This is a genomic window from Amnibacterium endophyticum, assembly GCF_042680685.1.
GTDB lineage: Bacteria > Actinomycetota > Actinomycetes > Actinomycetales > Microbacteriaceae > Amnibacterium > Amnibacterium endophyticum.
The window spans coordinates 111,299-137,538 of sequence record NZ_JBHUEA010000006.1; the positions used below are offsets into that span (position 1 = coordinate 111,299).

22 protein-coding genes and 1 pseudogene are annotated in these 26,240 nt (G+C 75.3%); 12 read left to right on the forward strand and 11 right to left on the reverse strand.

The window, feature by feature from the left end; translation table 11 throughout:
• Window positions 1-33 precede the first annotated feature (33 nt).
• Entirely contained in the window at window positions 34-903 is an 870-nt protein-coding gene (locus ACFSBI_RS05750) for an oxidoreductase (RefSeq protein ID WP_377932931.1), read from the forward strand.
• Between the two features lie 49 nt (window positions 904-952).
• Here ACFSBI_RS05750 and ACFSBI_RS05755 read toward each other — a convergent pair whose 3' ends face one another.
• Together ACFSBI_RS05755 and ACFSBI_RS05760 are read right to left on the reverse strand one after the other, a co-directional pair.
• Window positions 953-1,450 (reverse strand): GNAT family N-acetyltransferase, encoded by a 498-nt coding sequence (locus tag ACFSBI_RS05755; protein ID WP_377932933.1) that lies wholly within the window; start codon window positions 1,448-1,450, stop codon window positions 953-955.
• A gap of 66 nt (window positions 1,451-1,516) precedes the next feature.
• Entirely contained in the window at window positions 1,517-4,990 is a 3,474-nt protein-coding gene (locus ACFSBI_RS05760; RefSeq protein WP_377932934.1) for an error-prone DNA polymerase, read from the reverse strand.
• Window positions 4,991-5,127: 137 nt separating this feature from the next.
• Between ACFSBI_RS05760 and ACFSBI_RS05765 the strand changes: the two genes are divergently transcribed.
• On the forward strand, window positions 5,128-5,769 hold the full coding sequence (locus ACFSBI_RS05765) for a UdgX family uracil-DNA binding protein (protein WP_377932936.1): 642 nt from the start codon (window positions 5,128-5,130) through the stop codon (window positions 5,767-5,769).
• 242 nt (window positions 5,770-6,011) lie between these two features.
• On the opposite strand, the gene ACFSBI_RS05770 is transcribed toward ACFSBI_RS05765, so the two are convergent.
• Both ACFSBI_RS05770 and ACFSBI_RS05775 read right to left on the reverse strand, forming a co-directional pair.
• Window positions 6,012-7,532 (reverse strand): DNA polymerase Y family protein, encoded by a 1,521-nt coding sequence (locus ACFSBI_RS05770; RefSeq protein WP_377932938.1) that lies wholly within the window; start codon window positions 7,530-7,532, stop codon window positions 6,012-6,014.
• Window positions 7,529-8,212, reverse strand: coding sequence for a hypothetical protein (locus ACFSBI_RS05775; RefSeq protein WP_377932939.1), 684 nt, complete (start codon window positions 8,210-8,212; stop codon window positions 7,529-7,531). Before ACFSBI_RS05775 ends, ACFSBI_RS05770 begins: the two co-directional genes overlap by 4 nt.
• A 206-nt stretch (window positions 8,213-8,418) precedes the next feature.
• Between ACFSBI_RS05775 and ACFSBI_RS05780 the strand changes: the two genes are divergently transcribed.
• From ACFSBI_RS05780 to ACFSBI_RS05795, 4 genes are all read left to right on the forward strand, one after another.
• Complete coding sequence (locus ACFSBI_RS05780; RefSeq protein WP_377932941.1) at window positions 8,419-9,360, forward strand: helix-turn-helix domain-containing protein; 942 nt, start codon at window positions 8,419-8,421, stop codon at window positions 9,358-9,360.
• A gap of 163 nt (window positions 9,361-9,523) precedes the next feature.
• On the forward strand, window positions 9,524-10,195 hold the full coding sequence (locus ACFSBI_RS05785) for a hypothetical protein (protein WP_377932943.1): 672 nt from the start codon (window positions 9,524-9,526) through the stop codon (window positions 10,193-10,195).
• A 13-nt stretch (window positions 10,196-10,208) separates the two neighbouring features.
• Entirely contained in the window at window positions 10,209-10,694 is a 486-nt protein-coding gene (locus ACFSBI_RS05790; RefSeq protein WP_377932945.1) for a signal peptidase I, read from the forward strand.
• On the forward strand, window positions 10,694-12,238 hold the full coding sequence (locus tag ACFSBI_RS05795) for a hypothetical protein (RefSeq protein ID WP_377932947.1): 1,545 nt from the start codon (window positions 10,694-10,696) through the stop codon (window positions 12,236-12,238). The genes ACFSBI_RS05790 and ACFSBI_RS05795 overlap by 1 nt, the downstream gene beginning before the upstream one ends.
• Before the next feature lie 4 nt (window positions 12,239-12,242).
• Here ACFSBI_RS05795 and ACFSBI_RS05800 read toward each other — a convergent pair whose 3' ends face one another.
• The 4 genes from ACFSBI_RS05800 to ACFSBI_RS05815 form a co-directional block, all read right to left on the reverse strand.
• Entirely contained in the window at window positions 12,243-12,602 is a 360-nt protein-coding gene (locus ACFSBI_RS05800) for a hypothetical protein (protein WP_377932949.1), read from the reverse strand.
• 49 nt (window positions 12,603-12,651) lie between these two features.
• Window positions 12,652-14,337 carry a RecQ family ATP-dependent DNA helicase gene (locus tag ACFSBI_RS05805; RefSeq protein ID WP_377932950.1) on the reverse strand — a complete coding sequence of 562 codons (1,686 nt, stop codon included), beginning with the start codon at window positions 14,335-14,337 and terminating at the stop codon, window positions 12,652-12,654.
• Window positions 14,338-14,436: 99 nt separating this feature from the next.
• On the reverse strand, window positions 14,437-14,868 hold the full coding sequence (locus ACFSBI_RS05810; RefSeq protein WP_377932952.1) for a hypothetical protein: 432 nt from the start codon (window positions 14,866-14,868) through the stop codon (window positions 14,437-14,439).
• 170 nt (window positions 14,869-15,038) lie between these two features.
• Window positions 15,039-17,087 carry an APC family permease gene (locus ACFSBI_RS05815; protein WP_377932953.1) on the reverse strand — a complete coding sequence of 683 codons (2,049 nt, stop codon included), beginning with the start codon at window positions 17,085-17,087 and terminating at the stop codon, window positions 15,039-15,041.
• Window positions 17,088-17,208: 121 nt separating this feature from the next.
• Here ACFSBI_RS05815 and ACFSBI_RS05820 point away from each other — a divergent pair, with 121 nt between their 5' ends.
• Window positions 17,209-18,603 (forward strand): MFS transporter, encoded by a 1,395-nt coding sequence (locus ACFSBI_RS05820; protein WP_377932955.1) that lies wholly within the window; start codon window positions 17,209-17,211, stop codon window positions 18,601-18,603.
• Window positions 18,604-18,666: 63 nt separating this feature from the next.
• On the opposite strand, the gene ACFSBI_RS05825 is transcribed toward ACFSBI_RS05820, so the two are convergent.
• Together ACFSBI_RS05825 and ACFSBI_RS05830 are read right to left on the reverse strand one after the other, a co-directional pair.
• The gene (locus tag ACFSBI_RS05825) at window positions 18,667-19,560 is read right to left on the reverse strand and encodes a DUF559 domain-containing protein (RefSeq protein WP_377932957.1); all 894 of its coding nucleotides are present in this window, start codon (window positions 19,558-19,560) and stop codon (window positions 18,667-18,669) included.
• Window positions 19,561-19,703: 143 nt separating this feature from the next.
• On the reverse strand, window positions 19,704-20,678 hold the full coding sequence (locus tag ACFSBI_RS05830) for a CYTH domain-containing protein (RefSeq protein ID WP_377932959.1): 975 nt from the start codon (window positions 20,676-20,678) through the stop codon (window positions 19,704-19,706).
• A gap of 82 nt (window positions 20,679-20,760) precedes the next feature.
• Between ACFSBI_RS05830 and ACFSBI_RS05835 the strand changes: the two genes are divergently transcribed.
• The 5 genes from ACFSBI_RS05835 to ACFSBI_RS05855 all read left to right on the forward strand — a co-directional run bounded on the left by ACFSBI_RS05835 (window position 20,761) and on the right by ACFSBI_RS05855 (window position 25,953).
• Window positions 20,761-21,690: an aldo/keto reductase gene (locus tag ACFSBI_RS05835; RefSeq protein WP_377932961.1), complete on the forward strand. Its 930-nt coding sequence runs from the start codon at window positions 20,761-20,763 to the stop codon at window positions 21,688-21,690.
• A 1-nt stretch (window position 21,691) separates the two neighbouring features.
• Window positions 21,692-22,078, forward strand: coding sequence for a DUF3253 domain-containing protein (locus ACFSBI_RS05840; RefSeq protein ID WP_377932963.1), 387 nt, complete (start codon window positions 21,692-21,694; stop codon window positions 22,076-22,078).
• A 107-nt stretch (window positions 22,079-22,185) separates the two neighbouring features.
• Window positions 22,186-22,701 carry a DNA translocase FtsK gene (locus ACFSBI_RS05845; RefSeq protein WP_377932965.1) on the forward strand — a complete coding sequence of 172 codons (516 nt, stop codon included), beginning with the start codon at window positions 22,186-22,188 and terminating at the stop codon, window positions 22,699-22,701.
• Window positions 22,702-22,887: 186 nt separating this feature from the next.
• Window positions 22,888-23,475, forward strand: coding sequence for a DNA translocase FtsK (locus ACFSBI_RS05850; RefSeq protein WP_377932967.1), 588 nt, complete (start codon window positions 22,888-22,890; stop codon window positions 23,473-23,475).
• A 78-nt stretch (window positions 23,476-23,553) separates the two neighbouring features.
• The gene (locus tag ACFSBI_RS05855; RefSeq protein WP_377932969.1) at window positions 23,554-25,953 is read left to right on the forward strand and encodes a penicillin-binding protein; all 2,400 of its coding nucleotides are present in this window, start codon (window positions 23,554-23,556) and stop codon (window positions 25,951-25,953) included.
• Window positions 25,954-26,008: 55 nt separating this feature from the next.
• Here ACFSBI_RS05855 and ACFSBI_RS05860 read toward each other — a convergent pair.
• Window positions 26,009-26,240, reverse strand: a pseudogene (locus ACFSBI_RS05860) (M23 family peptidase); the annotation flags it as partial.

Here is a 26,240-nt window from a genome sequence, read left to right on the forward strand (position 1 = left end):
GGCCTTCCAAGCGAGCCGGGGCAGGCTGTGCCCATGACGGACGAGCGGACCGACGGCTGGCTGCTCGGCGACCGGCGTGTGCCGCGGGTCGGCCTCGGCGCGATGCGGCTGCCCGGCGACGGCGTGCTCGGGCCGCCGAAGGATCGCGACGAGGCGCTCGCCGTGCTCCGGACCGCCGTCGAGCTCGGCGTGCGGCACATCGACACCGCGGACTTCTACGGCCCCCACGTCGCGAACGAGCTGATCCGGGAGGCGCTGTCGCCGTACCCCGAGGACCTCGTCATCGCGACGAAGGTCGGCGTCGTGCGCACGGCGCGCGGCGGCTGGCCGAACGCCGATCGACCGGAGCAGCTGCGGGAGCAGGTCCACGAGAACCTCCGCACCCTCGGTGTGGACATGCTCGACGTGGTGAACCTCCGCAACCGCACCGCCGCCGACCGGGTCACGAGCGAGCCGGGATCGATCGCCGAGCGGTTCGAGGCGCTCGCCGACCTGCAGCAGGAGGGCCTGATCCGCCACCTCGGGGTCAGCGCCGTCGACGCGCAGCAGATCGCCGAGGCGCGCACGATCGCCCCGGTCGTCTGCGTGCAGAACGTCTACAACCTGGGGAGCCGCGGCGACGACGACCTGGTGTCGCAGCTCGCCGACGACGAGATCGCCTACGTGCCGTACTTCCCTCTCGGCGGCTTCAGCCCGCTGCGGTCCGACGCGCTCGACCGCGTCGCCGCCGATCTCGGCGCGACGCCGATGCAGGTCGCGCAGGCGTGGCTGCTGCAGCGGTCGCCGAACGTGCTGCTGATCCCGGGGACGTCATCGGTCGCGCACCTGCGCGAGAACGTCGCCGCGGGCTCGCTCGAGCTGCCGCCCGACGCGGTCGCCGAGCTCGACGCGATCGCCGGCTGATTCCGTTTCGAAGGTGATCCGGCGCCGCCGGATCACCTTCGAAACGGAATCAGCGGACCATGCGGATCTCGGGCTGGCTCCCGAGGTCGGGGCCGAAGACGTGGCGGGCGCCGTCGGGGGCGAAGCCGTGCTTCGCGTAGAAGCCGCGGGCCCGGGGATTCGCCTCGAACACCCAGAGCTCGGCGGGGCCGGGCGGCAGGACCGCGTCGAGCAGCAGGCTCGCGAGCCCCGACCCGTACTCCGAGGCGCGGACGTACAGCGCCCACAGCTCGCGGTCGCGCGCGGGCTCGCCCGCCGAGGCGTTCGGGCGTGCGGGCCCGGCCGACGCGAAGCCGAGCACCGTGCCGTCGCGGACCGCGATCCTGCTCGCCACGCCGCCGTCGGCGGGCTCGGCGAGGTTCGCCGTCCACCGCTCGACCCAGCCCTGCTCGGTGGCGTGGTCCCAGAACTCCGCGGGCAGCAGGGGGCTGTACGCCTCGCGCCACGACGCGTGGTGCATGCGCCCGAGCGCCTCGGCGTCCTCGGGTCTCGGCTCCCGGATCTCCATGCCTTCATCTTGTAGGCGGATCTCGCCGGCGGTCCGAGATCCGCCTACAAGATGGAAGACGCGTGGTCAGCGGAAGTCTCGGGAGACGTGGCGGGCGCCGATCGGCAGCGGTTCGAAGCGGTCGGCGACGACGTTGATCACGCCCTCGGGGGAGCGCTCGAGGATGCCCCGCACGATCATCGCGGGCGCCTCTCGGGCGACCCGGCGGTAGCGCTGCCACACCCCGACCGAGGCGATCACGTTGATCATCCCGGTCTCGTCCTCGATGTTGAGGAAGGTGATCCCAGAGGCGGTCGCGGGCCGCTGCCGGTGCGTCACGACCCCGCCGATCTCGACCCGTCGGCCCGACTCCGCGCTGCGCAGCGCGGCCCCGCTCAGCACGCCGCGCCGCGTCAGGTCGCCGCGCACGTGCGCGACGGGGTGGGAGTCCGGCGAGATCCCGGTCGCCCACAGGTCCGCGGCGACCCGGTCCATGCCCGTGGACTCCGGCAGCAGCGGCGGCTGCACGACGATCGAGGTGTGCGGCAGCGTGTCCGGCCGCTCCTCCGACGCGGGTCCCGCCGCCCACAGCGCCTCCCGGACCGTCATCCCGAAGCCCTCGAACGCGCCGGCGGTCGCGAGCGCCTCGGTCTGCGGGGCGGTCAGCCCGATCCGGCGGGTGAGGTCGCGGATGTCGCGGTAGGGCCCGTGCGCGGTGCGCTCCGCGACGACGCGCGCCGCGAGCCTCGCGCCGATGCCGGTGATCGCGGCGAGCCCGAGGCGGACCGCGTGGTCGCCGTCGCGCCGGTGCACGCGGTGGTCGGGGGCGGCCGGGTCGAACACCGGCGGCACCTCCGGCTGCTCCTCCTCCAGGCACTCGGGGCGGCCGCGGGCGGGGGTGGTCTCGAGGTTCGCTGCGCTCGCACCTCGACCAGCGGGTGGGTTCGCTGCGCTCGTGTCCCGGGACCCGGTCGCGATCGGCTCGAGGGTCGCGTCGGCGAGGGAGAGGTTGATGTCGGGCCGACGGACGACGACGCCGTGCCGGCGGGCGTCCGCCGTGAGCGACGCGGGGGAGTAGAAGCCCATCGGCTGCGCCCGCAGCAGCGCCGCGAGGAAGACGCCCGGGTAGTGCAGCCGCATCCACGTGGAGGCGTAGACCAGCAGCGCGAACGACAGCGAGTGGCTCTCCGCGAAGCCGAAGCTCGCGAACGCCTGGATCTTCTTGTAGATCTCGTCGGCCGCGTCGCCCGTGATGCCGTTGCCCGCCATCCCCGCGTACAGCTTCTCCCTGAGCGACTCGATCCGCTCGATCCCGCGCTTGCTGCCCATCGCCCGCCGCAGCAGGTCCGCGTCCTCGCCCGTGCAGCCGCCGACCGCCATCGCGATCTGCATCAGCTGCTCCTGGAAGATCGGCACCCCGAGCGTGCGGGCCAGCACCGGCTCGAGCAGCGGGTGCAGGTACGTCACCGGCTCCTCGCCGCTGCGGCGGCGCACGATCGGGTGCACGGCGCCGCCCTGGATCGGTCCGGGCCGGATCAGCGCCACCTCGATCGCCAGGTCGTAGAACCGGCGCGGCAGGAAGCGGGGCAGCAGCCCGAGCTGCGCCCGCGACTCCACCTGGAAGACCCCGACCGCGTCGGCGCGGCACAGCTGGTCGTAGACGCCCGGCTCCTCCTTCGGGATTGACTCGAGCGTCCACCGCTCGCCCGTGTGCTCGGCCGCGAGGTCGAACGCGTACTGCAGCGCGGCGAGCATGCCGAGGCCGAGCAGGTCGAACTTCACGAGCCCCATGTACGCGCAGTCGTCCTTGTCCCACTGCAGCACCGTGCGCCCCTCCATGCGGGCGTGCTCGATCGGCACCACGTCGCCGACGGGCCGGTCGGTCAGCACCATGCCGCCGGAGTGGATGCCGAGGTGCCGCGGGGCGCGCAGCACCTGCTCCGCCAGCTCGACCACCTGGCCGGGGATGTCGTGGTCGGTGCTGGAGGTCACGGCGCCCCACCGCTCGACCTGGCGGCTCCACGCGTCCTGCTGGCCCGGGGAGGCGCCGAGCGCCTTCGCCATGTCGCGCACCGCGTTCTTCGGCCGGTAGGTGATCACGTTCGCGACCTGGGCCGCGTTGCGGCGCCCGTACACCTCGTAGACGTGCTGGATCACCTCCTCCCGCCGGTCGCTGTCGAAGTCGACGTCGATGTCCGGCTCCTCGTCCCGCAGGGAGGAGAGGAAGCGCTCGAACGGCAGGTCGAACTTGATCGAGTCGACGGCGGTGATGCCGAGCAGGTAGCAGACCGCGGAGTTCGCGGCCGAGCCGCGGCCCTGGCAGAGGATGCCGCGGGACCGGGCGAAGTCGACGATGCCGTGCACGATCAGGAAGTAGCCGGGGAAGTCCTTCTCCTCGATCACCGCCAGCTCGCGGTCGATGCGCGCCAGGTGCTCCGGGCGGGCGCGCGGGTACTTCACGGGGATCGCGTCCAGCACCAGCTTCCGCAGCCACGACATCGGCGTGTGGCCGTCGGGCACCGGCAGCTTCGGCAGGCCGGGCCTGAGGCTGCGGAGTGCGAAGGCCGTCTCGGCGGCGACCTCGAGGGTCGTCTCGACGGCGCCCGGGTGGCGGGCGAAGCGGGCGCGCTGCTCCGCGCCGCTGCGCAGGTGGGGCACGGAGGCGGGCAGCCAGCCGTCCATCTCGTCCAGGCTGCGCCGCGCGCGGACGGCGGCCATCGCCGTCGCGAGGCGGCGGCCCTCCGGCGAGGCGACGTGCGCGTTCGTCGTCGCGACCGCGCGGAGGCGCCGCTGCCGCGCCAGCGCGAAGAGCGCGTCGTTCGCCGGTCCGTCGAGCGGGTCGCCGGTGTCGAACAGCTCGACGACCACCCCGTCCCGGCCGAACGCGTCGACCAGCAGGTCGAGCTGCCGCCCCGCCGCCTCGGGGTCCAGGCCGGCCGGCGTGCGGAGCGCCTGCCGCACCCGCCCCTTGCGGCAGCCGGTCAGCGCGATCACCCGCCCCGCCAGCCGCTCCACGACCCGGCCCTCGTCGTACCGGGGCCGCCCCTTCTCCGCCTCCGCCGCCAGCTGCGCCTCCGTGATCACCCCGGCCATCGCGTGGTAGCCCTCCGCGCCGCGGGCGAGCAGCAGCAGGTGGGAGCCCTCGGGGTCGGGCACCCCGTTCTGCGGCGCCCCGAGCCCCAGGGACAGCTCGGCGCCGAAGACCGTGCGGACGGGGTGCTGCTCCGCCGCCTCGGCCAGCCGGACGGAGCCGTAGAAGCCGTCGTGGTCGGTCAGCGCCAGCGCGTCGAGCCCGAGCCGGCTCGCCTCCTCCAGCAGCTCCTCCGGGGCTGACGCCCCGTCGAGGAAGCTGAAGTGGCTGTGCGCGTGCAGCTCCGCGTAGGGCACGACCTCGGATTCGTGCACCGGCGGCGGGGTGCCGGGCCGGTAGGGGTGCCGCTTCAGCGACCAGGCCGGGCTGTCGCCGCCGTCCGCGTCCAGCGGCCGGTCGCTCGGGCGGCGCGCGTCGGAGAGGCGCCGCTCGAACTCCGACCACGGGATCGGCGGGTTGCTGTAGCCCATGCCGCCAGTATCGAACACGAGTACGACAGGAACAAGCGGCCGGGCTGCTCCTGATCGAACAGCATCGCCGGAGGGCCCGCGCCCTCGTCTCCTGGAGGGTCCGGCGGCTTCGAGCCGCGGCTGGCTACGGTGAGCCCATGGCGGAGGTCGAGCGCCCGGGGGCGCAGCAGTGGGTGCCGGAGGGCGCGGGCATCCCCGCGCTGCGCGAGGCGGCGAAGGGCTGCCGCGGCTGCGAGCTCTGGGAGCCCGCGGAGCAGGTCGTCTTCTCGGCCGGGCCGCCGTCCGCGACGATGGTGCTGGTCGGCGAGCAGCCCGGCGACCAGGAGGACCGCCGCGGCATGCCCTTCGTCGGACCCGCCGGCACGCTGCTGGTGCAGGCCGTGAAGGACGCCGGGATCGATCCCGCGACGGTGTACCGGACGAACGCGGTCAAGCACTTCCGCTTCGAGCAGCGGGGCGCGCGGCGGATCCACAAGACGCCCGAGACGGTGCACATCACGGCCTGCCGCCCGTGGCTGCACGCCGAGCTCGGCGAGCTGTCGCCCGGCATCGTGGTGGCGCTCGGTGCGACCGCGGGGCGCGCCCTGTTCGGCCGGGCGGTGCGGATCGGTGCGGAGCGCGGGCGGGTGCTTGAGGGCGCGATCGCGGACTCGGACGCGAAGTCGCTGCTGACCGCGCACCCCTCCGCGGTGCTGCGGATGCAGCGCGACCCCGGCTATGACGAGGCGTACGCGGCCCTGGTCGCCGACCTCCGCACCGCCGCCGCAGCCGCCGGCTGATCCGCGGCCCTGCGGAGGTGCAGCGGGTCGGGGTCTCGACAGGCTCGACCAGCGGTGGGGGCTGGCGGGGCGAGAGCCGGGAGCGAAGCGACCCGGTGGGGCGCGGGGGCTCCGAGAAGCGAGGAGGGCGCGGGAGCGCCCCGGCGGCCGATGCCGCCGAAGGACCGCGGCGCAGCGCAGCGGAGCCGCAGCGTCCGTGACGGGGCCGCGAAGCGGTCGCGGCACGGCCGCTCCGAAAAGGACTAGTACTGCGCCTCGGCCCACCAGTCGCGGCCGTCGTGGGCGAGCAGCCAGGCGGCGCCGTCCTCCGTCGTCGCCTGGAGGCGGTGGAGGCGGACGCCGGCGTCGTCCCACCAGCGCTCGTCGATCGGCCACGGCCCCGCCCAGCCGTCGACCCTCCCGGTGCGCCCGGCGGGGTCGGTCAGGGCCGCGGGGGGAGCGGACAGCGCGCCGCGCTCGTCGACGTCGACCGGTCGGCCCGCGGGGTCGAGGACGTGGACGGTCGGCCGGTCGTCGAGCACCGCGGCCGGCACGAAGCCCGGCAGGCGCCCGGGCCACGGGCGGTCGGCCGCGCGGGCCGGCGCGTGCGCCTCGCCCCACGGCGCCAGCACCCGCCGGTCCGACAGCAGGCGGCCGCCGCCGATCGCGGCGGTGAGCACCGCCTCGTGCCCGAGCATGCTCTGCACCCGGGACAGGGCGTGGTGGATCCGCTCGTCGGGGCCGCCGCCCCACAGCCCCTGCTCGTGGTCGGCGGCGGCGTCGCCGGCCTCCGGGTGCAGCAGCACCTCGGTCACGGCGCCGGTGAGCCCGGCCCCGGTGAGCTGCCAGCGCACCCGGTCGACGACGTCGAGCGGGGTGAAGGAGCGCGGGTGCAGCCAGGTCCGCCGGTGGGTGCCGCCGCGGTCGTCGGACAGCTCGACGGCGAGGGCGGTGCACACGGCGAGGTCGGCGGCGAGCGCTGCGACGAAGTCCTCCGCGGTGCGCTTCAGGGCGAACGCGATCTGGTCGACGCGCTCGAGCGGCGGCTCGAACCGGATGCGCCGGTCGCGGTCGGCGGGCACGACCCGAGCCACGACGCGCCTCGGGTCGAGCCCGGCCGCGACCCGGTGCGCCGCCTCGCCCTCGGGCCCGAAGCGGCCGCGCACGGACGCCTCGTCGAGGGCCGCGAACGCGCCGAGGGTGCGCACGCCGAGCTTCGCGAGCACCGCGCCGAGCTCGGGCAGCCCGAGCAGGGCGACCGGCAGCGGTGCGAGGAAGCCGGCTGCGGCGCCGGGCGGCACGATCCGCACGGGCTCGGCCCGCCCGGTGCTGCGCGCCGCCTGCTCGGCGGTGACCGGGCCGTCGGCGACGCCGACCCGCACGTCCGGGACCCCGGCGCCGGCCACGAGGGCGATCGCCTGCTCCGCCGCCTGCCGCTCCCCGCCGTAGAAGCAGTCCGTGCCCGCCGCGCGGATCGCGACGAGGCCCGGCCGGACGACCTGCACGGTCGGGATCCCCGCCTCGAGCGCCGTGAGCACGGGCTCGAAGCGGCGCGCGTCGACGACGGGGTGCAGCAGCAGCACGACGACGGCCGCGCAGCGCGACTGGGCCTCCCGCAGCTTCAGCCCCCGCTGCACGCCGGCGGCCCGGGCCGCAGAGGAGCACGCGTGCACCAGCCCGTGCTCGATCAGGGCGATGGGCGAGTCGGGGTCGAGCCCCGCCTCGCCGGCGGCCGCGCGGACCGGCCAGTCGGGGCACCAGACGACCAGGCTGCGCTCGGTCATCCGGCCCGCTCCAGCCGCGGCACCGCCTCGAGCCGGCGTGCGGGCTGCGACGGCCCGTCCAGGCGGAACCCGTCGCCGACCTCGATCTCGTGCCGCGTCGTGATCTCCCGCGCGGTGACCCGGACGTGCAGGCGCCGGCCGGCCAGGTACCCGCTGCCGGCGCCGAGGCCGATCCAGGCGCCGCCCTCGACGCGCAGCACCGCCTCCGCACCGCCCCAGGCCCCCGCGACCAGCAGGGTCGACCCGCGCTGCCGCAGCCGGGAGGCGAGTCGGGCGGTCTCCCCGGCGGAGGCGCCGGCGGCGGGCGGGCGCACGAGCACGACGGGCACCACCTCGGCGATCTGCGCGGTCACCGCGAGCCAGTGCTCGCCGGGCTCGGGCACGAGCACCAGGCGGTCGAGGGCGACCCCGAGCGCCGCCGCGGCCTCCACGCCGAACTCGGGAACGCCGACCACCGCGGTCCAGCCGCCGGCCGCGGAGGGCCCGGCGAGCAGCAGCATCGCGAGGACGAGGGAGTCCGGGACCGCGTAGGCGACCCCGGCGCGCAGCGCCCCGCCGGGCAGCAGCGGCGCGACCGCCGGATCGGTCGGCAGGGTGCGGGCCCCGAGCCCGGTCGCCTGCATCGCCGCGATGCGCGCCCGCAGGTGCGCCACGGTGTCCGATCTCAGCGCCTCCGCCATGCGCCCAGTATCGAACCCGTGTTCGACCGCTGCAACTCCGGCGCGCCACGGGTGCCCGGGAGAACCCGGGCACCCCGGTGCACGATCCGTCGTGTCGCCGCGCCGAAACATGAGAACTCCTCCGAGCCGGGTCGAAGTGCAGCCCGACACCAGCCGGATCGGGGAATGGTGTGGGCACGAGATCCCGAGGAAGGGCGCCCGGCACCGTGGCCTTGATCGACGAGCAGCTCCGCGTCGCGCAGACGTGGTCCGGCGTCGACGGCTTCCAGCGGTTCCGGCAGACCGGGGCGGACTGGCTGACGCCCGACCCCCGCCTGTTCCGGGCGGAGTGGACCTCGACCTCGATCGACGGCGTGCAGCTGTCGGAATGGCGCTCCACGCCCGTCTCGGGACGACCGCGGCCGAACGAGCCGGGCACCGCCTGCCTGAACGCGATCATCGGCGGCCGGATCCGCTACGAGCTGGACGAGACCGCGTACTCCGCCGAGCCCGGCTCCGTCCACCTCTTCCACGCGGGCCGGTCCGTGCGCCTCTCCGCCCCCGGCGGGATGCGCATCGCCCGCGTGGTGCTGCTGGAGGAGGCGATGCCGGTCTGGCTGCGCGGTCCCTCCCCGCTCGGGGACGGCCCGCTGCCGGCGACGACGCTCACCGCCGGCTTCGTCGCCCTGCTCGACCGGCTGACCGCGGCGATCCGCGAGGACGGCGTGCAGCCCCCGGTCGCGACGGCGAAGGCGATCGGCGTGCTCGCGTCCGCCCTGCTCGAGGAGGCGATCCCGAGCGGCACGTCGGGGATGGGCGACCTGCGGGAGCAGATGATCGCCTACATCGACCGGCACCTCGGCGAGACGGACCTCGGCCCGAGGCGGCTCGCCGCCGAGTTCGACGTGAGCCTGCGCTGGGTGCACCGGGTGTTCAACCAGGGCGACGAGTCGGTCGCGCGCTACATCCGGGAGCGCCGGGTGGACGCGATCGCGCACCAGCTGCGCTCGGAGCGTCGCTGGGTGCGGGTCGCAGACCTCGCGGCTCGCTTCGGCTTCGCCGGGCGCGACCAGCTGACCCGCGCGTTCAAGCAGCGGTACGGCGTGACGGTGAACGACTACCTCGACCTCGTCCTGCAGGACCGGCCGCTGCCCGACGCCGCGCGCTGACCCGCCTTCCGCACCGGGTCCGACCGCGACGGCCCTCGTCCGGGCGACGCCGCTCGTGCGGGCCGGGACGCATCGCGTGCAGCGGCGGCGCGGCCGGGGCGTCGCCGCGCAGCGAGGCCGGAGCGTGCTCCCGACGGATCGGCACGAGTCGAGGAGGCCCGCGGTGCGGAGTCGCAGCAGGAAGACGCTGGCGGTGCTGGCGAGCGGCGTGGTGCTGCTCGGCGGCACGGTCACCACGCTCGCGGCGTGGCAGGACGACGAGTACGCGGGGCTCGGCGTGAAGCTCTCGAGCTTCAACGTGCAGACCTCGCTCGACGGGGAGACGTGGTCCGGCGCCGATTCGACGTCGTCGACCCCGACGGCGCTCGTCAGCGCCCTGAGGGGCACGCTCACGAACGTGCAGCTGACGCCGGACGGCTCGATCACCTCCTGGATCGGGCTGCGTACCGCCAAGGACTCGCTCGCGGCGAGGGTGACGATGTCGAACTTCTCGATCAGCGCCGGGGGCGACGACAAGGGCCTGCTCGGGACGGATCTGCTGAACGGCCCTGCGACGGTGACGTACGACGCCACCTCCGGCATCGACCGGACCGCCTGCCAGAGCGGCGTGTTCACTGGCGGCACGCCAATCACCGCGGGGAGCCGACTCGGCGCGCAACTGACTTCCGACAGTTCGAGCTTCGACCTGGCCGCCGGCGTCCCCGGCATCAACGACGGCGCCGGCACCGCGGTGGGCGTCTGCTTCCGCGTGAAGCTCGCCGCAGGCCTCAGCCGCACACTCGGCGGTGCCCAGATCAGCCCGGTCTGGAAGTTCAGTGCGACGTCCGTCCAGTAGCGCGACCACGCGGGTGCTCGACGCGGGGCTCGTCCTCGTCGCGGCGATCGGTGCCGCGGTGCTGCTCGCGCGTCTCGTCGGCGTCGTGCTCGGGCTCGACCTCGTCGTCTTCGCGACCGGGTCGATGACGCCCGCATTCCCGCAGGGGGCCGTCGCGGTGGCGCAGCGGGTCCCGCTCGACGGGATCCGGGTCGGGGACGTGGTGACGGTCGACCGGCCGGGACGCCTGCCGATCACGCACCGCGTCGTGGACGTCCGCGTCAGCGGCGACCGGGCGGAGCTGCGGCTGCGGGGCGACGCCAACCGCGTCGCCGACCCGGTGCCCTACGTCGTCGGGCACGTCTCGCGCGTCGTCCTGCCGCTGCCCCCGGTGCTCTGGATGCTGCGGCTCGTGAACTCGCCGCTGGTCGCGGGCACCGCCGCCGTCCTCGCGGGCGGCGCGGTGCTCTGGGCGCTCTGGCCGCGGCGCAGGACGGTCGTCGCGCCCGTCCCCGCCTGATGCGCCGCGTCGGCCTCGCGCTGCTCGCCGCCGGCGTGCTGCTCGCGCCCGGGGCGCTGCGGCCCGTCACCGCGGCGTGGCAGGAGGCCGAGTACGCCGCGGCCCCCGTGACCGTCGCGCCGTCGGACTGCTCGGCGACCGGTCTCTACACGGCGAGCGCCGCGTCCGCGCTGCTGGCCGGCAGCGTCCAGGGCGTCCCGCTCGGCACGGGCTCGACCGCCGGCGTCGTGCTCGGGCCGCGGATCGACTCCGCCGCCCTCGCGAAGCCGCTCCGGACCGCGGACACCGGTGCCGTGCCGACCGCGTCGGGGACGGCGCTGCCGCTGACGCTCACCTCCGGAGGGTCCTGGGCGCAGTCCGCGAGCACCACCGGCACCGGCGCCTCGAGCGCGACGGCGGGAGGCGCGACGCCGCTCGGCGTGATCGACGTGAGCGGCCTGCTCGCCCGCAGCCCGTCCGCGACGTCCCTGCTACCCGGCCTCGACGACGTGCGGGTGGAGGTCGGCGCGCCGATCGCGTCCGCGAGCCTCGACGGCTGCGCGGCGGGCTGGGGCGCCGCCGACGCGCTCTCGCGCAGCACGGCCGTCGGCGCGCTCACCCTGCGGCTGCGGGACGCGGCGGTCACGACCGCGCTCGACGGCATCGGCACCCGGGCGACGGGCGCCGCCTCGGCCCTGGCGACCGCGGCGACCGCGGCGACGGGCGCCGTCGCGCAGTCGGCCGGGGACGCGCTCGCGACCGCGCTCAGCGGCGTGCTGTCCGTCGGCACCGCTGGTCCGTCGAGCGGCTCCGCCTCGATCGCCCCCGCCACCGGCGGCATCGCCGCCTCGATCGGCGCGGTCCGGTCGAGCGGCGTCGCGGCGCTCGACACCGGCAGCGGCGCCCTCGCCTTCGACCTGCGACCCGCCGCGGCGGGCGTGGACGCCGCCGTGCTGACGACCACGACCGCTGCGGCCGGCGCCTCCGCGGCCGGGCAGGCGCTGCAGGACCAGGCGACGGCGACGGCCGCGGCGGTCACGAGCGCGAGGGAGGGCGCGCTCGTGACGGTCGGCGCCTCGGCGACCGTGTCCGTCACCGGGGTGCCCGCCGCCACCGTCGCCTACACGGCCTCCGGCTCCGCCGCGGCCTGGGCGGCGGGCACGGTGATGCCGACGGTCACCGTGACCGCGCTCAGCCTCGCCACCCTGCAGTCGGGGCTGGTCGGCGCCGTGACGACCGCGCTCGGCACGCTGCCCGGGGTCGCCTCCTCCGTCGCGAGCGCCTACCTCGGTCCCGCCGCCGCCGCGGCGCCCGACTCGGCGCTGAACGCCCTGGCGAGCGACGCGGCCGCGGCGCTCCGCACCGACCTCGCCGCCGTGCCGGGCGTCGTGCGGCTCACGGCCGCGCAGCGGGCGACGGACGCCGCGTCCTCGTGGACCGGCGCGTACTCCGCCGGCGTCGCGACCCAGTCCGCCCTGCGCCTGACGGTGCGGGACGCCTCCGGCGTCCGCTGCGACCTCTTCGTCGGCAACGTCGCCGTCGGCCCCGACCGCCCGCGCGGCTAGCGGCCTACCGCTCGTCGTCGAGGTCGATCGAGCCCGGGTCGACCTCGTTCTCGGGCTGGATCGGGGTGACCTCGCCGGGCGCGCCGCCGGTCGGGCCGTCGTTGCCGTCGCCGGGGCCCGGGTAGACCGTGTCGCCCGCGACCGCGTCGTTCGTCACGGTCTCCATCGACTCCGCCTGGATCGCCTCGTGGTCGCCGGAGGCGACGTCCGCGGCCTCGCCGCCGTCCGACTCCTCCTCGGCGTCGCCGTCCTCCACCCCGGTGTCGGGCAGCTGCGCGGACGCGGCCAGGTCGTCCTTCGCCCCCGTGATGCCCGTGATCGGGTCGGCCGCGCCGACGCCCTCCGCCTCGTTCGTGTCGCTCATGCCGCAAGCCTAGGAAGGCACCGCTGGACGCCGGTCGCGTCCGCGGCCCTCACGCCCGCTCCAGCAGGTCGTGCTCGGCGACCGCGGCGAGCGAGAGCGTGCGGTAGCCCTCGGTCTCGAAGAAGACGGTCACCCGGTCGTCCTCGACGCTCATCACCCGGCCGCCGCCCCACTGCGCGTGCCGCACCTCGCTGTCGACGGGGAACGGCGCCTCGTCGTCGGCGCCGCGCGACTCCGCGATCCGCTGCGCGGAGCCGTCGTCGCAGGTGTCGCAGCGCCCGCAGGGGCCGGAGGTCTCGTCGCCGAAGTAGCCGAGCACGAACTGGCGCCGGCAGCCGCGGGTCTCCGCGTACTGCCGCACCATCGCGAGCCGCGACTCGTCGATCCGCTGCCGCGCCTCGGCGGCCTCGAGCGCGGCGTCCGCGGCCTTCGACGCGTTCGTCTCCGTCAGCCGCACCTCCCGGCCGGAGAGCTCCGCGACCCTCGCGTCGGCGAGCAGGTTCGCGAGCGTCATCGCCCGCCGCTGCGTGACGTCCAGCGCCTCCGCGATCTCCTTCAGCGACTCGCGGCCGTTCGCCGCCGCGACGAAGCGCTCCAGCTCCTTGCGCTTCGGCTTGGTCGCCCCGAAGAACTTCCGGAGGCCCAGGTCCTCCTCGCGGTAGTGCAGCTTCGCGGCGGCCGGCTCCCCGTCGCGGCCCGCGCGCCCGAGCTCCTGGTAGTACTCGTCGACGGACTCGGGGATCGCCGCGTGCACCACGAAGCGCACGTCGGACTTGTCGATGCCCATACCGAAGGCGCTGGTCGCCACGACGACGTCGTACTCGCCGTCGTGGAACGCCGCGTGCAGCTCGCGCCGCCGCTTCGCCGGCAGCCCGCCGTGGTAGGCCGCGGCCCGCATCCCGCGCTCGGCGAGGCGTTCCGCGAAGACCTCGGTGCCCTTCTTCGTCGCGACGTAGAGCAGGCCGGGCTTCTGCAGCTGCTCCACGTCGTCGAGCACCGCCTCGACCTTGTCGCGCTCCTCCTCGTACCGGCGCACGGAGAGGTGGATGTTCGGCCGGTCGAAGCCGTGGGTGAGGATCCGCGCGTCGAACATGCCGAGCCGCTGCACGATCTCCTCCCGCACCGGGCGGGACCCGGTCGCGGTCAGGGCGAGCACCGGCGGCCGGCCCCCGTCGCCGCCGAGCCGTCCGGCCACCTCCCCGAGCCGCAGGTAGTCCGGCCGGAAGTCGTGCCCCCAGCTGGAGACGCAGTGGGCCTCGTCGACGACGAAGACGGCGACGTCCGCGGCGGCGAGGCGCTCGACGACCTCCTCGTTCGCCAGCTGCTCCGGCGCGAGGAAGAGGTAGCCGAGCGAGCCGTCCGCGAGCCGCTCCCACGCCTCGCGCGTCCGCGCCGCCGGCACGGTCGAGTTCACGATCGCCGCCGGCCGCGTGCCCTCCCGGTCGTTCAGCCCCGCGACCTGGTCGGCCTGGAGGGCGATCAGCGGCGACACCACGACGACGGTGCCCGGCAGGATGGCCCCGGCGAGCTGGTAGACGGCGCTCTTGCCGTACCCGGTCGGCATCACCCCGAGCACGTCGGCGCCGTCGATCACGTCCGCGACGGCTCGCGCGATGCCCGGTCGCAGCGGGTCCCAGCCGAACACCTCCCGCGCCGCGCGCTCGATGTCCCGCCCCTCGCGGCCGCGCACCGAGAGCCCGCGGCCCTCCTCGATCTCGGTCTCCGTGGTCGTCACGGTCCGGAAGCCTGGCGGGCCGGGTGCTGGGAGGACCCCGTGCCTCAGCCGAAGGGGGCGCGACGCACCGCTGGGCGCGCGGGCAGGCGCCGGGCGCGGTCAGGCGGAGGCGTAGACGCCGGCGGGCACCTCGTCGAGGAAGATGCGCGCCGTCGTCGGGCCGACGCCCTTGTAGGCCGTCATCCGCCGCTCCGCCACGGCGCGGTCCGCCGCCGTCGCCACGAGGCGGTGCACCGAGCCCCAGTCGTCGTGCACGCCGGACATCACCCGCTGCAGCTCGTCGGCCATCTGGTCGTCGAAGCGGTCGTAGCCGCCCTCGTCGAGCAGCCGGGACAGCTCCTCGTGCTCGAGATCCGCGAACCGCGCGGGGCTCGTCAGCCCGTGGTCGATCAGCACCGAGTACGTCCTCGCCGCCTGCTGCTGCCGGATGTTGCGGCCGAAGAGGAGGGAGGCGAGGAACCAGCGGAACAGCTGCTGGTCGCTCCGCGCCACGTCGATGCCGAGGTCGTCCGGTCCGAGGTCGTCCGCCACGCCGCGATCTTCCCGCCCCCGCCTCGACCGCGGCCGGGAGGCCTGCAGCGCACGTACCCCTCGGCGAGGGACCGCGATCGTCAGCAGGAACGAGGAGCGTCAGCAGGAACCGAGCGCGCTCCTGCTCCTGCCGTCGCTCCCGGTTCCTGCTGACGCGCTCGCGGCGCGGGTCAGCTGACGTGGACCATCGGGCGCCGGCGCACGTCCGGCTCGGTCTCGCGCAGCACCTCCCGCGTCACCGGGGCGACCTCGCCCTCGCCGGAGACGAGGAAGCGGAACATGTTCGAGATCGGGTTGCCCTCGGTCCACTCGAAGTAGACGTGCGGGACGATCCCGGTGAGGTTGCGGATCTGCAGCAGCACCGTCGCGATCGTGTTCGGCACGTTGCCGCTCCGCACCGTCAGCACCCGGAAGCCGTGCCGGACGACCCCGGCGACGACGAGGTCCTCCTCGAAGTCGGAGGAGTCGCTCTTCAGCACCTCGAGGAAGATGATCGAGGCGCGGCCGGGGATGTTGCTGTCCCGCCGCTCCTCCTTCGCCTTGATGCGGTACTCCTCGGCGTCGCCGGTGTCGTGCTCGTTCGCCACCAGGTGCACCTCGCCGAAGTGCTCGGCCTCGGCGAGGAACTGGAGCGCCTGCTCGTCGAACTCCACGCTCGTCGCCCGGATCTCGAACGAGCGGCGCACCCGCGAGACGAGGGAGACGAGCAGGATGCCGACGATGAACAGCAGCGCGATCCGGAGGCCGTCGGGTCGCTGCTGCACGTTCACGACGAGCGTGTAGGCGAGCACGACCGCGACGAAGCCGAACCAGGCCACCCACCGCCACTGGCGCTTCCGGCGGGCGGACAGGGTCACCGCGACCGCGGCGGACGTGATGAGCACGAGCACGCCGGTCGCGTAGGCGCCGCCCTGCCGGTCGACGGAGGCGCCGAAGGCGAAGGTGACGAGCACCGCGATAGCAGTGAAGACGAGCACGAGCGGCCGCACCGCCCGCGCCCACGCGGGCGCCATGCCGTAGCGGGGCAGGTAGCGCGGCACGATGTTCAGCAGGCCCGCCATCGCGGAGGCGCCGGCGAACCAGAGGATCGCGATCGTCGAGGCGTCGTACAGGGTCGCGAAAACCGGGCCCATGTGCTGGTGGGCGAGGTAGGCGAGCGCCCGCCCGTTCGCCTCGCCGCCCGGCTGGAACTCCTGCGCGGGGATCAGCAGCGTCGTGACGAGGCTCGAGGTCACGAGGAAGACGCTCATCGTGATGGCGGCGGTGGTCAGCAGGTTCTTCCCGCCGGCGATCCGGCGCAGCGGCCGCGCGCCCGGCCGGTCCTGCTCGCCCTTGATCTGCGGGATGACCGTGACCCCGGTCTCGAACCCGGAGAGGCCGAGCGCCAGCTGCGGGAAGACGAACAGGGCGACGAGCAGGACGCCGATCGGGCTGCCGCCCTGCCCGAGCATCGCGGCCTGCCATTCGCCGAACACGCGGGGGCGCTGCGCGATCAGCAGGAACGAGTTCACGATGACCGCGGCGTTCATCCCGAGGTAGACGACGACGAGGACCACCGCGATGCCGATCGCCTCGTGGAAGCCGCGGAGGAACACGGCCCCGAGCAGCAGGATCAGCAGCAGCGTGATCGGCAGCTGGAGGAAGCCCAGCGACTCCGGCACCAGCGAGTTGTGCACCGCGTGCTCGGCCGCGTCGGCGGCGGAGAGCGTGATCGTGATGATGAAGGCGGTGCCCGCGAAGCCGAGCAGCACGAGCACGAACAGCTTGCCGCCCCACCAGGGGAGCAGCCGCTCGAGCATCGCGATCGAGCCCTCGCCGCGGAAGCTCTCGCTCGCGACGCGGCGGTAGACCGGCAGCGCGCCGAACAGGGTCAGGGCCACGAGCACGAGCGTCGCGATCGGAGAGACCGCGCCGGCGGCGAGCGCCGCGATGGCCGGCTGGTAGCCGAGGGTCGAGAAGTAGTCCACCCCGGTCAGGCACATGACCCGGATCCAGGAGTTCTTCCGCTCCACCCGGCCGTGCGGCCCCTGGTGGCTGCCCGCGGAGTCGGCGCCCTGCAGCGCCCAGCGCGTGAAGCGCCCCCGGCGCGGGGCGCGGGCGCACGCGCTCGGCACGGTCCGCTGGTCGGGCAGGCCCTCGACGCCGCCGGCCCAGCCGGAGGCGTCGATCGAGCCCGTGTCGCCGAGCCCGCCCTCGGAGGTCGGGATCCGGTCCGTCATGGCGCCTTCCTCGTGCTGGGGACGAGGGATCGTACGGCCAGCGGAGAGGTCGCCTGCACGGCCCGGATGCTAGCCCTTCGAGGGTCCCCGTCGGCGGACGCGGCATGGACATACTGCAGGGATGAGCACCGAGTCGATCGACCGGGTCGTCGACGACCGCCTGCGCCGCCGCCTGCTGGCCGCCGCGATCCTCGCGTCCTTCGTGTCGTTCCTCGACGGCTCGATCACGAACATCGCCCTGCCCGCGATCGAGCGCGACCTCGGCGGCGGCGTCTCCACGCAGCAGTGGGTCGTCGACGGGTACCTGCTGACGCTCTCCGCGCTGATCCTGCTCGCGGGCGCCGTGTCCGACGCGGCCGGTCGGCTGCGCGTGCTGCGGATCGCGATCGTCGCCTTCGTCGTCACGAGCGCGCTGTGCGCGCTCGCCCCGACCGCCGGTGTGCTGATCGGCGCCCGCGTGCTGCAGGGCGTGGCGGGCGCCTTCCTCGTGCCCGGGTCGCTGTCGCTGATCATCGCCGTGTTCGAGGGGCCCGCGCAGTCGAAGGCCATCGGCACCTGGACGGGCTGGACCACCGTGTCCGGGCTGCTCGGGCCGGTCGTCGGCGGCGGCCTGGTCGACGGGGTCGGCTGGCGCAGCGTGTTCCTGATCGGGCTGCTGCCCGCCGCTGCGGCGATGCTGCTGCTCGGCAGGACCTCGGACGGCGCGCGCCCGGCCGACCGGCAGCGCATCGACGTCGCCTCGGCGGCGCTCGCCGCGCTGGGCCTCGCGGGGGTGACGGTGGGACTGATCGAGCTCGGCGCCGGCGCGGGTGCCGCGCTGCCGCCCGCCGTCGCGGGGGTGCTGCTCGCCGCGGGCGGGGTGGCGCTCGGCGGCTTCCTGCTGCGGAACGCGCGGACGAGGCGGCCGCTCGTCCCGCCGTCCCTGTTCGCGGCCCGGAACTTCGCCTGGGGCAACCTGTCGACGTTCTTCGTCTACGGCGCGCTCGGGCTCGTGATGCTCGTGCCGACCCTGTTCCTGCAGCGCGTCGTCGGGCTGCCGGCGACCGGCGCCGCGCTCGTCAGCCTGCCCTCCACCCTGCTGCTGATCCTGCTGTCGGGGCGGTTCGGGGCGCTGGCGGGGCGCCTCGGCGCTCGGCGCTTCATGACCGCGGGCCCGATCGTCGCCGCGGGTGGGGCGCTCACGGCCTCGTTCGTGCGGGACCCCGCGACCGCGCTCTGGTTCGTGATCCCGAGCACCGTCCTGATCGGACTCGGGCTCTCCATGACCGTCGCGCCGCTGACGGCGGCGGTGCTGGGCGCGGTCCCGCCGGAGTCCAGCGGCATCGGCTCCGCGGTGAACAACGCGGTCGCCCGCGTGGCGGGCCTGATCACGGTGGCGACCGCGGGCTGGATCCTCGGCGGCGTGGTCACCCTCGAGGGCTACGTGCGCTCGTCCATCGTGACGGCGGTGCTGCTCGCGGTCGGCGGCCTCGTCGCGCTCGCCGGGATCCGGGGCCGCGCATCGGACGGCGCCTGACCCGTTCGTGTCGCGACGCGGCACAGTCGCGAGCGCAACCACTGCGCCGCGTCGCGACGCGAGTCACCCCAGGGCTGCGCGCACCCGCTGCACGAGCCGGCGTCGGCCCTCGGCCGTCAGGTCGTCGGCGGTCGCGCGGAGGACGCGCCAGCCCGCGTCGGCGAGGTCCTCGTAGCGGCGCACGTCGTAGCGGAACTGCTCCTGACCACGGTGCCCGTCGCCCTCGTACTCGAGGACGACGCGCTGCGCCCGCCAGACGAAGTCGGGCGAGCCGAGGGAGCGGCCGTCCGCGTCGAGGATCCGCGCGTTCAGCTCGGGCGCGGGGATGCCGGCGGCGTCGAGCAGGAGGCGCACGCGCGTCTCGGCGGGCGAGCGGCTGCCGCGGCGGGCGGAGTCGACGGCCCGCAGGAGCCGGGCGGACCCGACGCGGCGCACCGCGCCGACCTGCGCCCGCAGCAGGGACCTCGCCACCGCCTCGTCCACCTCGGTCGCGTTCAGCAGCACGTCGGCGATCACCACGAGGTCCTCGAAGCCCAGGTCGCGGCCCAGCTGGCAGAAGACCGCGTGCGCCGCGACGACGGGCATCCCCGACACGGCGGCGAGGGGCGGCAGCGCACCGACCCGGTGCCCGACCACGCCCGCCGCGTGGGGCGCGTCCGCGGGGCGGACGGCGCCGACGTGCACCGCCTCGTCCTCCTCGAGCGCGATCGGCAGCGGCAGCCCGTGCAGCTGCGCGGCGGTGGTGTGGGTGAAGAACTGCCCCGGCCGCAGCCGGGACGCGTACTGGGAGCAGCGCCCGAGTGCGTCGTCCGCGCGCTCCGCGGCGCGCACGCCGTGCCACGGGCGGAGGAGGTCCTTGCCGCGGAGGCGGTTCCGGCTGACCCCGGCCCGCCGTGCGGCGGCGGCACTGAACGCGGTGCCTCGCAGGTCGTCCGGCAGCGGGGAGCGGCGTGTCATGGCGGCGATCATGCGGAGGTCGCGGCTTCGTCGGCGGCACCTGTCCACAGGCTTCGCCGACGAGCGGTTCGCGTCGCGACGCGGCACGGTCCTGTGCACGAGCACTGCGCCGCGTCGCGACGCGGAAGAGGTGTGGGGAGCGCCTACGCCGGATCGGAGGCGGCCGGGCCGTCGGGCGCGAAGCCGTCGAGCAGTGCCCAGGTCCCCAGCGCCTCGTCGTCGAGCAGGCGGTCGGCGACCGCGGCTACGTCCGCCGGGTCCCGCGCCTCGTCGAGCCGGGCCGCGAGCACGCCGAGCCGCTCGGACAGCGCCTCGCCGGCCGGACCCGCCACGGTCCGCGGCGCGAGCAGCGAGCGGATCCGGATCAGCGTCCTCTCCAGCGCGGGCAGCGCGGACCCGTCCGGGTCGCCGTCGACCACGAGCGCCGTCAGCCCGCGGTGCGCGTCCTCCGCCATCGGTGCGACGAGGGCCGAGAGCCGCTCACCGATCGTGCGCGGAGCGGGGGAGCCGGGCGGCAGGGCGCCGCCCAGCGCCTGCGCCAGCTTCGCCGGGCTCGCGCTCGGCCGCGCACCCGCGGCCCGCAGCGCGGCGTCGACGACCGCGAGCGCCGCGCCGCCGTCCTCGTCCAGCTGCTCCGCCTCCCACTCCCGCCACGCCCTGCGGGTGCCGGCCGCGACGTCCTCCGCGCGCACGAGGTCGTCGTCGACCTCGACGCGGCCACCGGCCGCCGTCGTGACGACCGCGCCGCGGCGCTCCGTCGCGATCCGCGCGATCGGCCGCACGGGTCGGCCGCGGAGGCGGGAGCGGAGGGCGCGCTCGAGCGGCGCCGGCAGCGCATCCGGATCGCCGGCGTCGATCGGCGCGTGCAGCTCGCGCCGGCCCGCCGCCGCCGACAGCTTCACGTGCCACCCGGCGTCGTGGCCGCCGGTCCGGCGCCGCAGCGCGATCCGCGCCCGCAGGAGCACCCGGTCGTCGGTGTCGAGGTAGACCGCCTCGAGGTGCGCGACCGGCTGCGCCTCGACGCGGACGACCCGGTCCGCGCCGGACAGGTCCGGCATCGGCACGCCCTCCGGCACCGCGTACTTCAGCTCCACCTCGGTCGACGTCGTGACGCTCACGGGCCGGGAGTCTGCCCGGCCGGCCTGCACGGCGACCGCTCGGCGGGCGCGCGTAGCGTCCTGCGGGACGACAGGAGGAGCGGTGGCGGATCTCGACCTCGGCCCGGTGGTGCTCGGCGGCAACGTGTTCGGGTGGACGGCGGACCGCGACGAGTCATTCGCCGTGCTCGACGCGTTCGTCGACGGCGGCGGCCGGGCGATCGACACGGCGGACGTGTACTCGGCGTGGCTGCCCGGCAACGCGGGCGGCGAGTCGGAGTCGATCCTGGGGGAGTGGTTCGCCTCGCGCGGGCGGCGCGACGACGTGGTGCTGATGACGAAGATCGGCGCCTGGGAGGCCCGCCGCGGGCTCGCCGCCGCGACCGTGACCGCCGCCGTCGACGACTCGCTGCGTCGCCTGCGCACCGATCGCGTCGACGTGCTCCTCGCGCATCGCGACGACCCGACCGTGCCGCAGGAGGAGACGATGTCGGCCCTCGACGCGCTCGTGCGCGACGGCAAGGTGCGCGCGCTCGGCGCCTCCAACTTCTCCGCGGAGCGGCTGCGCAGCGCGGCCGCCGTCGCCGACGCGGCCGGCCTCACGCCCTTCACCGTCGCGCAGGACCTGTGGAGCCTGGTCGAGCGCGGCATCGAGACGGCGCTCGTGCCGACGCTCGACGAGCTCGGCATCGCCGAGACGCCGTACTCCTCGCTCGCGAGCGGCTTCCTCTCCGGCAAGTACGCGCCGGGCCGCAGCGTCGACTCGGCCCGGTCGAAGAAGGCCGGCGCCTACCTCGAGGACCCTCGAGCCGTCGCGGCGCTCGACGCGGCCCGGGACGTGGCGGAGCAGCAGGGCGTGCCGGTGTCCGCGGTCGCGCTCGCCTGGCTGCGCGCGCAGCGGACTGTGGCGGCGCCGACCGCGAGCGCCCGGACCGTCGACCAGGTCCCGGACCTGCTCGCCGCGGGCCGGGTGCGCCTCACCCCGCAGCACCTGGAGCTGCTGTCCGCGGCCACCGAGCCGGTCGGCGGCTGACATGGGCCGGGACCGGAGCCGCGCGCCCGAGCCGCAGGAGCGCACCTGCGCGGCCTGCGGCCGCCGGATCGAGTGGCGGGCCAAGTGGGCGCGGGACTGGGACGAGGTCCGGTGGTGCAGCGACGCGTGCCGCCGCCACGGCGTGACGGAGGAGGACCGCGCCCTCGAGCGCGGCATCCTCGCCGCGCTCGAGGGACGAGCCGCGTCGGCCTCGGTGTGCCCCTCCGAGGTCGCCCGCGCGACGGCGGAGGACTGGCGGCCGCTGATGGAACCCGTGCGCCGTGCCGCGCGCCGGCTCGTCGCCGCGGGCGAGGTGGAGATCCTGCAGGGCGGACGGGTGGTCGACCCCTCCACCGCGAAGGGGCCGATCCGCATCCGTCGCGCCTGAGCCCGCCGCTGACGCCCCTTCAAGGGGCGCCTCCACTGGGGTGCCGTCCCTCGGTGCGACGCGCCGGATCGCGTCCGATCCTGGAGCCCGACCAGTGGGGGGCGACGATGACGATCATCGACCGGCGGCAGGAGCCGTGGCAGCAGGAGGACAGCGAACGGCGGCAGCGGCGCGCTGCCCTGATGGCGGCGGCGGCGTTCCTGGGGCTGATCGCGGTGCTGTGGCTGTGGTGGCCGGCGGGCGTGGTCCTCGGGCTCGCCGCGGGCGTCGCGGCCGTCGCGCGGATGGGGCGGCGGATGCACGCCGAGGCGGAGGAGGCGCTGATCGCCGACGCGCTGAGCATCGACGAGGACGAGCTCTGGCAGGAGTTCCGCCGGCTGCGGGTGCGCCTCGGCGACGACTGGCCGGCGTTCCGGCGCGCGGCGCTGGTCGTCACGCGCCAGCAGTCCGCCTCGAGCGCGGTGCTGCGGCGCGAGCTCGGCGTCACGACGGCCGACGCGCAGCACCTGCTGCAGCTGCTGGAGACCGAGGGCTTCGTCGGCGAGGCGCGGGGCACGCAGCCGCGGCAGGTCCGCGTCGCCCGCGGCCACGCGGAGTCGCTCGAGGAGCTGCTGGAGGCCTGATCGGCAGGACGGCGCAGCGGGAGGATTCGAGGCCCTGCTGCGCCGCCCTGGGATCCGCTGAGGGGCCTGGCGCGGCGCAGCAGCGACCTGGATGATGGATCGCGGCGCCGGTCCTCGGCGCCGTGCCGAGGACGCCGCCGGTGTCCGGCGGCGCCTCGCGCTGATCCGCCGCACACCGAGGTCCCCGTGCCCGCTTCATCCCTCGCCCCCGAAGGCCCCCGCCGCGCCCTGGCCGTCACCCTCGTCGGCCTCGCCCTCGTCGCGCTGACGCTGCCCCTGTTCTGGCCGCTCGGCGTCGTCATCGGGCTCGCGTGCGGCGTCGTCGTCGTGCTCGGGCTCGGCCGGCAGCAGGATCGGGAGGCCCGCACCGCCGCCGTCGCCGACCTGTTCGCGGCCGCCGGCGACGAGCCCCGGCCGGTGCGCTCCGCCGCCCTGCTCGCCACCACCGCTCCCGTCGCGCTGCAGCCGGCGCCCCCGCGGCCCCCGGTGGTCGAGGAGGGAGGGGTCCGTGCCGACCTCGACCGGCTGAAGACCGAGCTGGGCGACGACTACCGCGACTTCGCCCGGGCCGCGCAGCTCGTCGTGTCGACGCAGTACGCCTCGGCCGCACGGCTGCAGCGCGATCTGCAGCTGCCGTACTCCCGCGCACGCCGCCTGCTCGCGGATCTCGAGACGCAGCACTTCGTCGGCCCGGCCACCGGCACCCTGCCCCGCCAGGTGCTGATGCCCAAGGATCGCCTGCCCGAGGTCGAGCGGATGCTCGCCGGCGTCTGAGGCGCCCCTGAAGGATCCGCTGTGAGGCCGGGCGCTCGGCACGTCGTGCCCGCCCGCTTCCGTACCATCTGAGGCGACATGCCCGGCACCGAACCCCGCTCCCGCCCCGGTCAGATCGCGCAGGCGCTGGTCGCGATGCTCGCCGTCTCCATCGTCGCCGGCGTCATGGTCGCCGTCGCGGTCACGCCCGCCATCGCCGTCACCGGAGGGTCCGCCACGAGCGGCACCGGCATCTTCGGCGAGGTGCCGGAGGACCTCGAGATCGCGAAGCTGGACCAGAAGACCGAGATCTACGCGAAGGACGGCGACAAGGACGTCCGCATCGCGTCCTTCTTCGCGCAGAACCGCGAGGTCGTGGACTGGGACCAGGTCCCGGCGTCGGTGAAGAACGCGGCGATCGCCGGTGAGGACGTCCGGTTCTACGAGCACGGCGCGGTCGACCCGGTCGGCATCGTCCGCGCCGCGGTCGCGAACCTGCTGGGCGAGGACCTGCAGGGCGCCTCGACGATCACGCAGCAGTACGTCAAGAACGTCTGCGTGCAGGAGGCCGAGAACCTGCCGACGCAGCAGCAGGTGGACGCGGCCTACGCCGTCTGCACCGACGCGTCCGTGGGCAGGAAGCTGCGCGAGGCGCGGCTCGCCATCGCCCTCGAGAAGAAGTACTCCAAGGACCAGATCCTGCTCGGCTACCTGAACATCGCCGGGTTCGGCGGTCAGGTCTACGGCATCGAGTCGGCGGCGAAGTACTACTTCGACACCTCGGCGAAGGACCTGACCGTCGCGCAGGCGGCGTCGCTGATGGCGATCGTGAACAACCCGCAGGCGCTGCGTCTCGACAACGCGGACAACCTCGCCCGCAACACGGAGCGGCGCGACTACATCCTCGGCGTCGAGCTGCGGAACGACCTGATCACGAAGGCGCAGTACGACGAGGCGAAGGCGTCGAAGACCGAGCCGAAGATCACCCCGACGGCCTCCGGGTGCCAGACCGCCGGGTCCGCCGCCTTCTTCTGCGACTACGTCGTGAACACCGTGCTGAACGACAAGACCTACGGCGCCACCCGGGCCGCTCGGCAGGCGAAGCTGCAGACCGCGGGGTGGAAGATCTACACGACCCTCGACCTCGCCGCGCAGGGCAAGGCGAAGACCGCCATGTCGACCTACGTGCCGCGCACCGCGGAGGGGTGGAACGTGGGCGGCGCCGCCGTGTCCGTCGAGGTCGGCACCGGCCGGATCCTGACCATGGTGACGAACAAGCGGTTCACCTACGGGAAGGGCGGGCCGGGCAGCACCGGGATCAACTACACCGCGGGCTCGACGCTCGGCCACAGCGGCGGCTTCCAGCCGGGATCGACGTTCAAGGTCTTCACCCTGCTCGACTGGCTCAAGCAGGGCCACACGCTGAACGAGACGGTCGACTCGAACCCGGGCACCGTCGGCGACTTCACCGCGTGCGGGCAGCCCTACCGCGGCGAGCCCTACCCCTTCAAGAACGACACCCCGGACGAGGGCGGCTACCAGACGGTGCTGAACGGCACCGCCCGCTCGATCAACGGCACCTTCGTCCGGATGGCGCAGCAGCTCGACCTCTGCGACATCCAGCAGGTGGCGGAGGACTTCGGCGTGCAGCCGGTGAGCGGCACGGCCGAGCCGAGGACGCAGGCGCCGTTCATCATCGGCGGCGCCTACACCGTCTCCCCGGTGTCGATCGCCGCGGCGTACGCCGGGATCGCGAACCGGGGGAAGTACTGCAGCCCGGTCGCGATCGAGAAGGTCGTCAAGACGGACGGCTCGCAGATCGACGTCCCGGGCACGACGTGCACGCAGGCGGTCGACCCCGGGGTGGCGGACGCGGCCGTGTACGCGCTCCGCGGGGTGTTCCAGGGCGGGACCGCGGGCGGCGACAACACCGCAGACGGCCTCTACGAGTTCGGCAAGACGGGGACCACGGACGACGCGTACGACACCTGGATGACGGGTTCCACCTCGAAGGCCACGACCTCCGTCTGGATCGGGAACCTGCGGCAGGCGGGCACCACGCCGCAGAGCCTGCGCGAGACCTCCTTCGCCGCCACGCCGTGCTACACGAGCGGCAACGGGACGGCCGCCGCCGCGCGGCACTGCGTCTGGAAGGACATCCAGACCGCGGTGAACGCCGACTACGGCGGCGCGACCGACTGGCCGCAGCCGGACCCGCAGTACCTGTACGGTGCGCCCGCGTACCCGCAGCAGCCCGAGCAGCCGCAGGTGCAGCAGCAGCCGCAGATCCAGCAGGGCGTCGTCCCCGATCTCACCGGGCAGCCGAAGGCCCTCGCCACGCAGCTGCTGATCCAGGCCGGCTACAGCTGGGCCTACGGGCCGAACGAGCCGTCGTCGCAGCCCGCGGACACGGTCGTGCGGACCGACCCGGCGGCCGGGAGCACGCCGCCGACCGGGACCCGGGTGACGATCTACGGCAGCACCGGCACCGCCGGCTGAGCGCCCGCAGCCCGATCGGACGAGCTCCGCCGAGGCCGGCGGTTCGCGTCCGGTCTCAGCCCTCGGCGGGGTCGGAGGGCTCGGCGGCCGCCGCGGCAGGCGGCACGGAGGGGCCTGCCGGCGCCGACGAGGCAGCCGGTGCGGGCGGCGAAGCCGTCGGGACGGACGACGGGGCGGTCGGTGCGGGCCCGACGCTCGGCGGCGCGACGCTCTGCGCGGGCGCGCTGGCGGTCGGCTGCGGCGCCGGCGTCGTGGCGGTCGGCGCGGGCGTCGGCGTCGCGCTGGAG